This is a genomic window from Lysinibacillus sp. FSL M8-0134, assembly GCF_038069745.1.
GTDB lineage: Bacteria > Bacillota > Bacilli > Bacillales_A > Planococcaceae > Lysinibacillus > Lysinibacillus irui.
Window position 1 is genome coordinate 165861 of the sequence record NZ_JBBPAJ010000002.1, and the last position, 15066, is coordinate 180926.

12 protein-coding genes are annotated in these 15066 nt (G+C 36.7%); 3 read left to right on the forward strand and 9 right to left on the reverse strand.

From position 1 onward, the window contains the following. Window positions 1–229 precede the first annotated feature (229 nt). The 7 genes from MKY49_RS20645 to putP all read right to left on the reverse strand — a co-directional run bounded on the left by MKY49_RS20645 (window position 230) and on the right by putP (window position 9442). Window positions 230–1303, reverse strand: coding sequence for a YkvI family membrane protein (locus MKY49_RS20645; RefSeq protein WP_322610588.1), 1074 nt, complete (start codon window positions 1301–1303; stop codon window positions 230–232). A gap of 49 nt (window positions 1304–1352) precedes the next feature. Then, window positions 1353–2459 carry an o-succinylbenzoate synthase gene (gene menC / locus MKY49_RS20650; RefSeq protein ID WP_341387005.1) on the reverse strand — a complete coding sequence of 369 codons (1107 nt, stop codon included), beginning with the start codon at window positions 2457–2459 and terminating at the stop codon, window positions 1353–1355. 21 nt (window positions 2460–2480) lie between these two features. Beyond that, window positions 2481–3305, reverse strand: coding sequence for a GNAT family N-acetyltransferase (locus MKY49_RS20655; protein WP_274794742.1), 825 nt, complete (start codon window positions 3303–3305; stop codon window positions 2481–2483). Continuing rightward, window positions 3305–4450 carry a M20 peptidase aminoacylase family protein gene (locus MKY49_RS20660; protein ID WP_341387007.1) on the reverse strand — a complete coding sequence of 382 codons (1146 nt, stop codon included), beginning with the start codon at window positions 4448–4450 and terminating at the stop codon, window positions 3305–3307. Before MKY49_RS20660 ends, MKY49_RS20655 begins: the two co-directional genes overlap by 1 nt. 203 nt (window positions 4451–4653) lie before the next feature. Further along, window positions 4654–6141 (reverse strand): peptide MFS transporter, encoded by a 1488-nt coding sequence (locus MKY49_RS20665; protein WP_274794744.1) that lies wholly within the window; start codon window positions 6139–6141, stop codon window positions 4654–4656. Between the two features lie 397 nt (window positions 6142–6538). Further along, a complete protein-coding gene (gene hflX, locus MKY49_RS20670; protein ID WP_341387008.1) occupies window positions 6539–7822 on the reverse strand; it encodes a GTPase HflX in 1284 nt (427 codons plus the stop codon). 132 nt (window positions 7823–7954) lie between these two features. Further along, window positions 7955–9442, reverse strand: coding sequence for a sodium/proline symporter PutP (putP, locus tag MKY49_RS20675; RefSeq protein WP_341387009.1), 1488 nt, complete (start codon window positions 9440–9442; stop codon window positions 7955–7957). Window positions 9443–9627: 185 nt separating this feature from the next. Between putP and MKY49_RS20680 the strand changes: the two genes are divergently transcribed. Then, window positions 9628–10788 carry a class I SAM-dependent methyltransferase gene (locus MKY49_RS20680; protein ID WP_312506987.1) on the forward strand — a complete coding sequence of 387 codons (1161 nt, stop codon included), beginning with the start codon at window positions 9628–9630 and terminating at the stop codon, window positions 10786–10788. Between the two features lie 125 nt (window positions 10789–10913). Here MKY49_RS20680 and MKY49_RS20685 read toward each other — a convergent pair whose 3' ends face one another. Together MKY49_RS20685 and MKY49_RS20690 are read right to left on the reverse strand one after the other, a co-directional pair. Further along, window positions 10914–12233 (reverse strand): ABC transporter permease, encoded by a 1320-nt coding sequence (locus tag MKY49_RS20685; protein WP_312506988.1) that lies wholly within the window; start codon window positions 12231–12233, stop codon window positions 10914–10916. 1 nt (window position 12234) lies between these two features. After that, window positions 12235–12921, reverse strand: coding sequence for an ABC transporter ATP-binding protein (locus MKY49_RS20690; RefSeq protein ID WP_341387010.1), 687 nt, complete (start codon window positions 12919–12921; stop codon window positions 12235–12237). Window positions 12922–13340: 419 nt separating this feature from the next. Here MKY49_RS20690 and MKY49_RS20695 point away from each other — a divergent pair, with 419 nt between their 5' ends. Continuing rightward, window positions 13341–13961, forward strand: coding sequence for a DUF47 domain-containing protein (locus MKY49_RS20695; RefSeq protein WP_274794750.1), 621 nt, complete (start codon window positions 13341–13343; stop codon window positions 13959–13961). Between the two features lie 21 nt (window positions 13962–13982). After that, window positions 13983–14999: an inorganic phosphate transporter gene (locus MKY49_RS20700; protein ID WP_274794751.1), complete on the forward strand. Its 1017-nt coding sequence runs from the start codon at window positions 13983–13985 to the stop codon at window positions 14997–14999. The last annotated feature ends 67 nt before the right edge of the window (window positions 15000–15066 follow it).

Below are 15066 nucleotides of genomic sequence, written 5' to 3' on the forward strand. Positions count from 1 at the left end.
TTTATTCAATGAAAATGATTATCATTACTCACGATTCCCATTATAAGCATGATTTTATTATCAGTCAACCAACAATTGAGAATTATTCTCGTTTTATTGAGTATTAACTAAAAAACGTGTCTATTTAACGAAATATCAGTTATTTCGCTAATCTTTTCAACTAAAGCATTTCTCTATTTCTACATATTCTTCTCCAAGCAAAAAAGGTAATTGAGAACAAATTTATATCTCAATTACCTTTTTTATAGTAAACAATTTTCTTTGTTCCGCTTTTGAACCATGCTGAAATAATGAAAATAATTAATATTAAACCTACATAACCCATAACTGCATATAGTTTTGCTACCAATGTTGTGAATCCCACAAGACTCGCTAAAAACCCCAAGCCTCCAATAATAATAACGGCTACCCTAAAGCTACCTCTATTGGGCTTGATAAACCTTACCATGAAAGAATATAGCATCCCCACAGCAGTATTATAGATCATGCCTAAAAGAGAGAAAGTCATAAGCAAGCCCACAATAGGATGTATTTCATTAGCCAATGCAAGCATTGGAATATCTAATCCAACAATAATATTCATTTTTGCAAGAAGAGAGAAATTAATAAGTAATATTAAGGCTCCTAACAAGATACCACCTATTATACCTCCCATACCCGCTACCTTATCATTGCGTATAGAGCCACACATCACGGTTAACAATGAAAAACTAACCCCTACGTTAAATGACATATAGAGTAGGGCTGTAACCCACCAACTGTTCCCGCTTATTTGAGCTTGTTGAGCAATAACTGCCTGCTCTACAAAGGTGAGATCCATAGTTGCGATAGCATAAATAGCGATGATGGACACAATTGTTAATAGGTAAGGGGTGGCAAGAGCAATAATATTAATGATGTTTTTCACATCCAGCATAACGGTAGCTACTGTAAGGATAACCATGCAAATACTACCTAACCAAATAGGTAGTCCAAACATTTGCTGAAAGGTTGCACCCGCTCCCGCAAACATAATGACAGCAACTCCAAATAAAAAGAGCGATAATATTAAATCCAATAAAAAGCCAACAAAATTCCCTGAAATTTGATAAATCAAATCCTTATGAGAGGTTGTATGCAGTCTTGAACTAACTTGTGCCACACACATTCCGACTATAGAGAAGCCAATCATCGCTAACAATGCACCATATATTCCTTTAAAGCCATAACTTGTAAAGTAGAGGACAATTTCCTGCCCTGACGCAAATCCTGCACCAACGATTATTCCTACATAGGCACCGCCGATTTGCAAGCTTTTTTTCAATCAGTTCTCTCCTCGTTTTTTCTTCTATTAGAGCATTGACAATCAAGGTTTACTTATAGACTTCCGTACATATTGTTAACTTATCAATGACAGCCATATTAGGCGCATAACCAATGCCAACTGATTGGGGTATCTCAATATAGCCATCTTTAACTATAACTTCAGGTTCAATTATATCTTCGAACCAATAATGACTAGATCCCGCCGTATCTCCAGGTAATATAAAATGACTTAGTGATGTTAAGGCAATATTGTGTGCTCGTCCGATACCTGCTTCCAACATGCCACCACACCAGACAGGAATGCCGTTTTCCTTACATAAATCATGGATTCGCTTCGCTTCCGTTAAACCACCTACTCGTCCAATTTTGATGTTGATTACACCACAGCTCCCAAGAGTAATCGCCCTTCTTGCATCTTCAAAAGAAGTAATACTTTCATCTAGACAAATAGGCGTTTTTATTTTTCGCTGTAATGTTGCATGATCGACAATATCATCAGGGGCTAGTGGTTGTTCAATCATTAATAATTGATAATCATCTAGTTGCTGCAACATGTTGATATCGTCTAATGTATAGGCAGAATTCGCATCTACCATCAAAGGTAGATCTGGTAGTTCAGCACGGATTGCTTGTACTACCTCGATATCATAACCAGGCTTAATTTTCACCTTCACTCTTTTGTAGCCTTTTTCAATATGGCCTTTTATCAACTTTATTAATTGAGCGGTAGAAGGTTGGATACCTACACTGACGCCGACCTCGATTCGTTGCTTATGACCACCTAATGCCTGTGCAAGTGATTGCTTTGTTTGTTGGGCATAAATGTCCCATACAGCCCCTTCTATCGAAGCCTTAGCCATACAATTACGACGAATAGTGGCAAACAACGACGTTACCTCATCAGGATGCCCAATCTCTTTATTTAACAAGATAGGTATTAAATAATCCTTGAGCATATGCCATGTCGTCTTTAAAGTCTCCTCTGTATACCAAGGTGCTACAAATGCTACCGTTTCTCCCCAACCTGTTATTCCTGATGCATCTTTTGCCTCTATTAATAACAGTTCTTTTTCATCCACTGTTCCAAAACTCGTTGTAAACGGAGCTTTCATTGGCATTTTAATGTGCCTTAAAATAATCTTTTCTAATCTCACAACATTCACTCCTCAGCCTTATTATAAGGCTAATAAGGAGCGTCTGACTAACAGATAGCTATGAACATATTCCTTGTGCTTCTTCACGCGTACAATGGCGTAATCTTGATTAAATAATGTAGTTAAGATTGTCCGTATTTTATAACGCCAGTCCTCAGCAAGTTTTGGACTCTCGACTTTCATCTTCTGTAAAGATTGAGGGATTGCTAATAGATAGGCATCATTGTAAAAGGATTGTTCCATCTGAAATTCATTTTCTATATCAAGTACTGGCAAACCATCTACGGTTAATGTCCACGGCACGATTTCCTGTGCTATTTCTTCTAACTCATCAAGGCTATCTGTCACCTGTTCACGTTCGATCCACCACTCAACGACCAACCTATCCGAAGGTAGTCCTTCATTAAAATCATCTTGGAGCGGGCCATAGTAATCATTTTCATATTGAAAGCTCGTAGCATTCAGTTTAAGAAATGCTAGATTAGCTAAGCCAGCTTCTAACGGCTCAATTAACCAGCGAACAAGCTGAAATCCATTCTCTTTTGCGTATTCTTGTTGTGCGTGCTTCAATAACTCACCTACACCTTGTTCACGATATGCCTTTTCAACACCAATCATGTGCGAATGTAAATACATTTCTCTATCTCGATAGCCAACGAAGCAATAATTAAAACCAATTAATTTTTCATCTAAATATGCCCCTAATACTAATCCACCATTTTGAACAGCAGCTAATAATTGATGGGAGGGAATTGCTTGGCTGCCCCAAATTTCTGCATTCAATTTCTGTACTTCTGCAATTTCTATAGGTGTCACTACTTTGTGAATACGCACTTTCTCTAACATTATGCTGACGCCTCCTTTATATGCCTAGACTCCAATGCTAGCAAGACCGCTCTCGTCAGAATTTCAACTCCTGTGACAAGTCTTGCTTGTTTAAATTTCATTTTAGGATGATGCAAGCCTGGTGTAAGCCCACAGCCTAAGCCCAGCATCGTTGTTTTTAAATGTGGTCGTTGTACAGCATAGTGATGAAAATCCTCACCACCAGGCGTATGAACAGGCTTTCTTAAATTCGATAAACCAGCTGCTTGTATAATTGCTTGCTCCATAATATATTGAGCACTTGTATCGACCTCAGCAGCTACAATATTGGCAACAGTACGTAATTCAATTTGCACCTTATGCAATATTTTAGAGGAATCAATTACACGTTTAACCCCTTGAGCTAAATCATCCATTACATCGTTTTGTTGTGCGCGGATATCAATAGTGAATGAAGCATTGCCAGGGATAATATTGCCTGACTCTCCTCCAGCATGAAATTTGGTCATTTTAACAGACACAGGTACCATAGGATCTGTATGGATGGTTCGTAAATCTTCAATGATTGTTGCACCTACTTCAATTGCATTGACGCCCAGATGTGGCCTTGCAGCATGGGCATCCTCTCCAATAATCTCACCTTCTAGTAAGCGAGAAGCCCCGTGATATAAGGCAGCACAATAAGTACCATCCTCTAATTCATGAACAGGCCTTAAATGAACACCGAATAAATAATCTAAATCATCTATAACGCCTTCTTCTAAAACGGATAACGCCCCTGTCCCTTTTTCTTCAGCAGGTTGGAAAATAACACGAATTGTACCATTGAATGATTGCTTTAGTTCTTTTAGAAGTAATAACGTACCAATGGCCATCGTCATATGTCCATCATGTCCACAGGAATGATTCGCTCGAAAATGACCATCAACCTCCTGCCATAGTGCATCTATATCTGTTCGTAACCCCACTTTCGGATTTCCGTTGCCCACATCAACATATAGCCCTGTAGAATGCTTAAAGCGTATTGGTGAAAATCCTTCTTGTGTTAATAGCTCCACTATATAATTGGTTGTTTCTACTTCGTGCCAGCTAATTTCAGGATGAGCATGTAAGTATGTAAAAATCTCCATTAGCCTTGGCCTCAAATAATCTAACTCTTCTTTCATGGCTTCCAACCCCTTAAATTTTCTTATTATTAAAATTATTATAACGAAAATAATCATGTTCTACATAGAAACTTATACCCGCATTCAACAAAATAACTACTTATGATAATATATTTCATTCTAAAGCTCATAGATAGACATTTATTTAGACAGCAAAAAAAGATGCAAGCACAGTTACTAACTACTGTACTTACATCTTTTCTTTAGTTAATACCTTTCATCGCCTTTGAAATAACCGGTGAAAGAATTAATATTATAATTCCAATCACTATAGATAGTGATCCTAAGAAACCAAAGTATGTGAATTCGCTTACAACTTCGTAAACTCTTACTAATTGAGCATTAATAGCTTGTGCTGCTGCACTTGTTAAGAACCATAAGGACATTGTTTGTGCTGCAAAGGCTTGTGGTGCCAGTTTCGTTGTAGCTGATAAACCAACTGGTGATAATAATAGTTCACCAACAACTACTAGGAAGAATGACAGAACTAACCATAAAGGACTTACTAACGTTTCTCCACCAGATAAGTGTGCTGGAATCATCATTACGATGAATGATAGACCCGCAAAGAACAATGCATATGAGAACTTGCGTGGTGTTGTCGGTTGCTTGTCCCCCCATTTAAGCCATAGCATAGCAAATAATGGAGCTAATGTTATGACAAATAACGGATTCAACGACTGGAACCATGAAGATTGAAGCTGAATACCACCAATACTTAACTGTGTACGCTCATCTGCATAGGTCGCTAAAATCGTTGCTCCTTGTTCTTGAATAGCCCAGAACATTACCGCTGATAAAAATAATGGAATGTAAGCGAGTAGACGAGATTTCTCATCCTTCGACGTCTTTTTACTGCGGTACATATAAATAAAGAACACCGTTGGGATAATCACACCAAGTGCTGTAATAATTAAACTAAATACATTCATTGTTAATGTACCCGTTTTAATACCAATAGCACCTAAAATGATAAGAAGTAATGCTACAATCCCGAATTGTGTAAAGACTTTTTTACGTTCTTCAGGCTTTAATGGATTATTTACTTGTAAGCCAGCTAAGCCTAAATATTTTTTCTCTGTTAATTTGTAGACAATTAAACCAACAAACATCCCAAGACCTGCTAAACCAAAGCCAAGGTGGAAACTATACTTTTGTCCAATTGTTCCGACAATAAATGGTGCAATGAATGCCCCCATGTTAATACCCATATAGAAAATAGAAAAACCTGCATCGCGACGACTATCTGTTTCAGCATAAATGTCCCCAACAATACTTGAAACGTTTGGTTTTAATAAACCTGTCCCCATAACGATAAATGCCATTGAGGCAAATAGCATGCTGACACCACCAGGCAATGCTAGCAGCAAGTGACCGATCATAATTAAGACACCACCATAAAAAATGGTTCTACGTGTCCCTAAAACTCGGTCGGCTATCCAGCCACCAATAATACCAGACATATAAACGAGTGAACCATAGATGGCCATAATTGAGTTCGCTGTTCCGCGGTCTAGACCTAATCCACCCTCATTCAATTCATAATACATAAAGAAGATGAGAATTGCCCGCATACCATAATACGAGAAGCGTTCCCAAAATTCTGTGAAAAATAAAGTAAAGAGCCCTTTAGGGTGTCCAACAAAGCCATTTTGAGGGACAGATTTTACAACTTCATCTTTACTAGACATACAATACCCTCTCCCGATTAAATTATTCTCTAAAAAACATCATTACCCTAATTTAAGGATAAAAAATCTTTGTTTCATCATACTAAAGCGTTTTTTAAACTTTAGCAAGAGTTTTAAAAAATGTTGAAAATTTATCATTTTTCAATAAATTCTGACTGATTGATAAAGAAATTATTAAATCCTTTGATATATCTAAGTTTTCGCACTCTTTAATTGTCGATAAACACCATAATAACATTTAATTATTCTAAAATATCTAAAATTCAGATTTATAACTTTATTTACAAATTTACACTATTGCGTCTAAGATTTTGATTACAGCTTTGTTCTAGATTCTACTATTCCCCCTAATGACAAAAAGCATGCCAAAATTTCTTTTGGCATGCTTGGTTTCATTTTATTTTACATATTGCTGGTACTTTGCATAATCAGATGCTTTTACTTCAAGGGATAATAATGTACCATCCTCTTCATAAGAAGTATTAAAAACAGAGGCATATTCATTTAAATAAGAAACAACATTCCCTTGATCATACGGTATTAACATATCACACGTTACATAGTGGGAGAAGATATGCTGACGAATCAATTGTAATAACTCCTCTAAACCAATCCCTTGTTTCGCTGATATCCAAATATTATCACCACTTACTACAGGGTAAGGAACATTTGCAATATCCGCCTTATTGTATACATAGATAGTTGGAATGTCTTCAACGCCAACTGCCTTCAATGTCTCATTTGTTACATCCATCATAAATGCATGCTCTGCATTTGAAACATCTACAACATGCAATAAAAGATCAGCATCTCGCGCCTCTTCTAATGTAGATCGGAATGCTTTTACCAGATGATGTGGTAATTTACTTACGAAACCTACTGTATCTGTAAGTAAAAACGTCTTTTTATCAGGTAATTCTATCTGACGAACAGAAGTTTCCAATGTAGCAAAAAGCATATCTTTTTCAAATACTTGTTTATGCTCTTCCTGCCCTATTTGTGTAAGTAACTGATTCATGATTGTTGATTTACCAGCATTTGTATATCCAACGATTGATACAACGGGAAGTGCATTTTTACGGCGTTGTTTACGTTGTGTCTCTCGTTGCTCTTTCACGTGTTCGAGATCCTTTTTAATTTTGACAATTTGATCTTCAATTTTCCTTCTATCCAGTTCAAGCTTCGTTTCACCAGCTCCACGGTTTTTAAAGCCGCCTCCAGTACCACCACCCTGACGACTTAGAGAAGCATGTAGGCCTACTAAGCGAGGTAGCATGTATTGCAACTGAGCTAATTCCACCTGCATCTGTGCTTCTCTTGTTTTTGCTCGTCTTCCGAAAATATCCAAAATAAGCATCGTACGATCAATAACTTTCGTTGCTAAATCACGCTCTAAATTGCGGATTTGTGAAGGAGACAATTCATCATTAAAAATAACAAGATTTGCTTGTGCTTCTTCATAAAAACTTTTGATTTCCTCTATTTTACCTGTACCAACATAGTGTGAAGGTGTAACACGCTCTAAATTTTGTGTAACAATTCCTACCACTTCTACATGCAAAGCCTCGGCTAAATTTTGTAACTCTTCCATTGAATAATCAAAATGCTCGTCATTTCGTAAATTGACGCCAACAAGTATGGCCTTTTCAACTAATACATCAACTTCCTTAATTCTATCCATTAGAAACCTCCCACCAAAGCCTGGTGTCCCTACGACAAATTTTCTTCATCTTACCATAAAATACTCTTTTTCGTATTTGTGGACCATCCGTATTTTTTTAAAAAATGCGCCTCTCTAAAAGGCGCATTTTCATTACTTTCTTTCTTCTTTTAGTAATACTTCTGAGCGAGTAAATTCTTCTTCAATTTCTTTATTCGGCTTATATGTCAGCATACTAACAACAACCGCAACGATTAAACAAACAAAGAAACCAGGAACAATTTCATATAAAGCACTTGATAAAGCATCCACTTTACCCCAAATAAACGCAGTTGCGGCACCTGTTATCATTCCGCTTAGCGCTCCATAATTGGTTAATTTTCTCCAATATAAAGAAAGCAATATAACAGGTCCAAATGCTGCACCAAACCCTGCCCAAGCAAAACCAACTAGGCTTAAGATAGAGCTATCTGGATTCCACGCTAGGATACCGGCAATAATCGCTACTACTAATACCGCCATACGTCCAACAAAAACATAATGTTTATCATCGGCTGTTTTGTTGAACAACGCTTTATATATATCCTCAACAAGTGCTGAAGAAGTGACGATTAGTTGTGATGAAATAGTACTCATAACAGCTGCCAAAATAGCCGCTAACATAATACCCGCAATAAATGGATGGAATAAAATTTGCCCAAGTACAATGAAAACAGTTTCGGCATCCTTTAACTCACCAGCGTTTTGCTCATAATAGGCAACACCTACTAAAGCTGTCCCAATGGCCCCGAATAAGCTTAACATCATCCAACCAATACCAATACGTCGAGCCTGCTTTGTTTCCTTTACTGAACTAATAGCCATAAAGCGTACAATAATATGTGGCTGTCCAAAATAGCCTAATCCCCAAGCAAGAGAAGAAATAATCCCTGCTGCTGTTGCAGTGGCTGGTAATAAATTTAGAAGATCTGGACTAACGGCTTTAATTGAAGAAATTGTATCCCCTAATCCACCCGTTACAAATAAACCAAATAGCGGTACAGTAATAAGTGCTAAAAACATAATAAGTCCTTGTAAAAAATCTGTATAACTAACCGCTAAAAATCCTCCAAATAGTGTATAGGCAACTACTACTGCCGAAACAATTAGTAATCCTGTGTGATACTCGTAACCAAATGAACTATCGAAGAATTTACCACCTGCTACCATTCCTGATGATACATAAAATGTAAAGAATATTAAGATAATAATACCTGACGCAATTCTTATTAGCTTCGTATTGTCACGTAGGCGGTTATCCAAATAACTTGGAATCGTAATGGAATCATTCGTAACCTGTGTGTAAACACGTAACCGTGGAGCAACAAGTAACCAGTTTAAATAAGCCCCTATTGTCAGTCCTATTGCAATCCAAGCCTCTACAAGTCCTGATACAAATATTGCACCTGGTAAACCCATTAGAAGCCATCCTGACATATCTGCGGCTCCTGCACTTAGCGCAGTTACTGCTGGACCTAAGGAACGACCTCCTAGCATATAGTCTGTTAAATTCGACGTTCTAGCAAATGCATACCAACCAATTGCTAGCATGGCTATCATATAAATAATAATCGCCAATAATTGATACATGTTATCCGTCATATTTTTCCTCCTTTGTTCAATCTTTAATTTCACTATCTATATTAAAGATACCACGATTATACAACACTACATATGATTACTCTAAATTTTCGTGAAATTTTTTCTGAATGCCAAAGTAGTCATTGTACATTATAAAATGTGATAAACTAGTGCCATCTATTACACAATAAAGTAGGCGAAAATGTATGACATTTGAAGAAATGAAAACTCTGCTCACTGAGCAAATTTTGCAGCAACAACTTGTGACTGCTACTATTAGTCAACCTCGTATGAAATCGAATGAAATAAAACGTATAAAATTAAAGCCTTTACTATTAAAAAATCACTACCATATACAAATTGAATACCAATATGAACGCATTTTAAAACATGAGAATATTTTATTGGCGGACTTCCCTTCTAAGCTTGAAGCCATTTTTGAAGATTATCGACAAGCCCATATTGATTTCTTAGATGAAAAAGTACAAATCCAATTATCGAAAAAGAATAAAGTACTTTGGAAATCAGATAAATCAGCTTCACCGAAAGAGGTTAATTTAGCCCATAATCGGAAGAAAAACTACTTACTTTCAGATGATCAACCATATCCTTTTTTAATTCGACTAGGAGTTCAAACTGAGGATGGGAAAGTTAAAAAACAAAAATACGATAAGTTTAAACAAATTAACCGCTTCATTGAATTTATTGATGATGCTTTATCTTATTTACCTCAGAATCGACAAGTGCGTATTTTAGATTTTGGTTCAGGAAAATCTTACTTAACCTTTGCTTTGTATCATTATTTAAAAATCGAAAAGGGCTTAGATATTCGTGTTACTGGTTTAGATTTGAAAAAAGAGGTTATTGAAGAATGTTCAAGAATCGCACAGGATTTAGGTTATGACCAGCTTGAATTTCTGGTAGGAGATATTAATGATTATAATGAAGAATCGTCCGTGGATATGGTAGTGACCTTACACGCTTGCGATGTTGCCACAGATATGGCATTAGCACGCGCTGTAAAATGGGGAGCAAGTGTTATATTAAGCGTTCCTTGTTGTCAGCATGAGTTAAATCGTCAATTAAATACACCAGCTCTTGATATTATGTTGCAACATGGACTTGTCCGAGAGCGTTTTGCAGCACTGGCTACAGATGCTATTCGTGCAGAAATTTTAAACCTCGTTGGCTATGAGGCTCAACTTTTAGAATTTATTGATATGGAGAATACACCTAAAAACATTTTAATTAGAGCATATAAAACAGGTAAAAAACCTAGTGAAGAGCAGCGTACTAGCTATAATGCCTTTCTACAATTACTAAATGCCACACCATTTTTAGCAAATGAGCTAAAAGACTACTTATGAAAATCTTCTCAAATAAAAAGGCGCCCCAAACAATATTGGACGCCTTTTTATCTTTGTTTATCATTTTAACCCACAGTGGCTGAGGGTGTTTCAAGTGTTTGTACACCCCGCCGATTTGTCGTAGATTAAAGCTCTTGTCGTAAAGCCTGAATAACATCAATCTTTGTAGCTTTCCGTGCTGGACGATAGCCTGAAATCATCGCTACCCCTATACTAATGGCAGCTGCAATAATGACTAGTTGCCACGGAATAAGAGAAAATGTAATATCATTTGTGGCAAAAGCATCCTCTCCTGTTGCTGCTTTAAGAATCAAGGGTAATGCTGCATTTGCCGCAAAGCTAATGGCATACGAGATGGCAACTGCAATAAGCGTCCCCAAAATACCAATAAACGTACTTTCCATTAAAAATAGTCTTTGGATAAGCTTCGGACTTGCACCAATAGCTTTTAACACACCAATTTCTCGAGTACGCTCTGTGACAGCCATTGTCATTGTATTAAAAATACCAATTGAAGCAATCAATACAGCAATTGTCCCTACAAAGATTAAGCCAATTTTTAAGACAAGGAAAAATACATTCATTTGATCTAATTGTTCAGTTACTGAATATACACTATAGCCTTTATCTTTTAATTTCTCTAAAATCGGCTTTACATTTTCTAAAGTATCAGCATAAATATTAAATTCTGAGTAAAACAACTCATCCTCTTTACTAGCACTATCAGTGGATAAATTTTCAACCAATACTGACTTTTGAGCTTTATCCATATGAATGGAATTATCAACCATCCAGTCATAAGAAGGCTTCTCCATCACACCAACAATTGTATAGCTCATTTTTGGCGAGTTTTCATTTGTGCCAGTCTGAGGCACTAAGGACAGCTCAATATTTTTATCAATCAACGACTCTTTATAGCCTTCTTCACTGCCATCATAGTAGGTTCCTTCTGCCTCAGCCTTTTTACTCTTTTCTTCGATAATATCGCGTTCTTTTTCATTCAATAATGTTTGAGCGAAGTGATAACCTACAACGATTTCATTTGGTTTTGTTGGATAACGACCTTCTGCAAGCTTACCATTTACCTGCTCAAAGTCCTGCATATCCGATAAAGTCAAAGTAGAGGCTGTCTCACGATCTCCTAAAAACGACTGTGCAGAAGCATTCACATTAATCGTTTCAAGTACTGTTTCCACATGGTCCAACTTTTTAATTTCTTGAACCTGTTCTTCGGTGAATTGATTATCTCCATATATTTGAATTTTCGTAACGGTTTCATTCGAAAGAATATCATTGCGTAGTGATTCCTGTAAACCAAAGCCAACCGAAGCTAGCACGATAAGGAACGCACAGCCCATTGTTGCTGCTAAAATTGTCATAAACACACGTAATTTATTTTTCTTGATATGCTGTGTTACAAAATCGATTTGGTCCTTAAATAACATTTTAAGCCTCCTCCTTTACGAGTTCGCCATCATACATACGGAGTCGTCTATGTGCGATAGAGGCTACTTCTTCATCGTGTGTAATAATGACAAAGGTTAGCCCCAATTCACGATTTAAACTTTGAATAAGCAATAATATATCTTGCTCTGTTTCTGAATCAAGACTTCCCGTTGGCTCATCAGCAAGCAATATTGGAGGGTTTGTAATAAGCGCTCGAGCAATGCTGACACGCTGTTGTTGCCCACCCGATAGTTCATTTGGATAATGGTCTGCTACTTCAGTCAAACCAACCTTGTCCATCAATTTCTTTACTTTTTCCTTACGTACAGCCTTACGTAAACCTTGTAGTTTTAAAGGCAATTCAATATTTTCGAAAGCAGATAAACCAGGCATCAATTGAAAGTTTTGAAAAATAAAGCCGAAGTGGCGTAAACGAAATGCAGCACTTTCTGTTTCAGTCAGATTGGCAGTTTCCTTACCATTCACTCTAATAGATCCTTGTTCAGCTTTCATAAATCCAGCTAATACTTGCAATAAGGTCGATTTACCAGATCCACTTTTTCCCACAATAGCAACAATTTCTCCTTTATTGACCTCGAAGTTCACACCCTTCAATACTGGTACTTGTTTCTCCTTCCCCTTTTTTCCAATTAAAAATGTATGTTGTAAGTTTTCAACTTGAATCATTATAAATAATGCTCCTTTCTCCTTCATTTCCCATTGTAGAGAATAATTCTTAATAAAGAGGAAGGATAAAAATGAAGATATTCTTAAGAATAAGAAGAGAGTCCTTCAAAAATAAAACGTATTTACATTCCCTTTACAATTCAACATGCTAAATCAAATGTTTACACTATTTTTCTCTTATAAATCTGTATTAAACAGAGGAGAACTCTTCAAAAAACCTAGTATTAAAGGTAATTCTCTGTACTATAAAAAACAAATACAGTGGAGTCATCATTATTTTGTGAACGAATTGTATATTACAGCAATGTAAATTTTATTGTCGAATAGTAAATTTTTATGTAGATAAATTAAAGATTTTGTTATGATAGTAAAGTTTAGAGGTCGATTAATTTATTTATATCCAGGAGGATTCGATTTACATGCTTAACTCAAAAAAACAAGACCCTTTCTTTATTGCATTGCATAAAATTGCTGAAAATATGAGAGAGGCTGTACATTACGCAAATGATTTTCGTATTCACAGTGTAGCTGACCTTAAAGAGATTAGCATTACAATGAAAAATTACGAAACTGCTGGCGATAAGCTCATTCACGAACTGATCGTAATGTTAAACAAATCATTTATGACACCTATAGAACGTGAGGATATTTTAGAGTTTGCCATTCGTATGGATGATATTTTAGATGGCACAGAACATTGTATTGCACACTTTGAAATGTTTTCACTTACAGAGATTGATGAATCCATGCGCACTTTCCTAGGATATATCTCTAAGAGTGCTGATGAAATTGTCAAAGCGACTGAAGAGTTAAAGAAAAAGAATCTAATTGGCATGCGTCCACACGCCATTCTTATTAAAGACTATGAACGTGAATGTGATGAGGTACAGCGTACTTCCATCAAAAAACTGTTTTTAAACGAAAAAGATCCGATTCGCCTTATTAAATTTAAAGATATATATGAACAACTTGAAGATATCGCTGATCATTGTCAAAACGTAGCCAATACTATGGAAACAATTATCATGCGTAACGCATAATTAGGAGATGGGCAATTTACAATGAATACAATCATAATACTAACCATACTGGTCGTCATCTTTGCCCTTACATTTGACTTTATCAATGGCTTCCATGATACAGCAAATGCTATCGCAACTTCGGTTTCCACTCGGGCATTGCCACCTCGCACAGCGATCATTATGGCAGCGACTATGAACTTTATCGGTGCCATCACCTTCGTAGGAGTTGCTAAAGCTCTAACTAAAGACATTGTAGACCCGTTCTCTTTAAATGCCTTTGAAGGAGACACAACAGGTTCAGTTGTTATTTTAGCTGCATTAATTTCAGCTATTATTTGGAATTTATTGACTTGGTACTTTGGTATTCCATCTAGTTCTTCACATACGTTAATTGGTTCGATTGCAGGTGCTGCTATCGCATCAGCAGGCTTTAATGTGTTAAACTACGGCGGCTTTACTAAAATTATTATGGCATTAGTGCTATCCCCACTACTTGCCATTTGTGCTGGCTTTATCATGATGACACTTTTTAAATTATGGTTTAAAAATTTAAATTTATATCGAACAAATAAAGGTTTCCGAACAATGCAAATCTTCACCGCAGCCATTCAATCGTTTACTCACGGGACAAACGATGCACAGAAGGCAATGGGGATTATGACAATGGCGCTAATTGCTGGTGGCTTGCATACTGGAGATGAAATACCTTTCTGGGTACGTGCTGCAGCCGCTACAGCAATGGGTCTAGGTACATCTATTGGTGGATATAAAATCATTAAAACAGTTGGCGGTAAGATTATGAAAATTCGTCCAGTTAATGGTGTTGCGGCGGATTTAGCATCCGCTACAGTTATTTTTGGTGCTACGTTAATTCACTTACCAGTATCGACAACACATGTTATTTCTTCCTCTATTATGGGTGTTGGTTCTGCACAGCGCGTACGTGGTGTAAACTGGGGAATGGCTCGAAAAATTGTTACTACGTGGGTAATTACGATGCCAATTTCAGCAGTGATGGCATCCGTTATTTATTTCATATTATCATTATTCTTTTAACGAAAAAGGCTCCTATCCAATGGCTGGATGGGAGCCTTTACTTTGTCACACGACAAAAAGCGACACA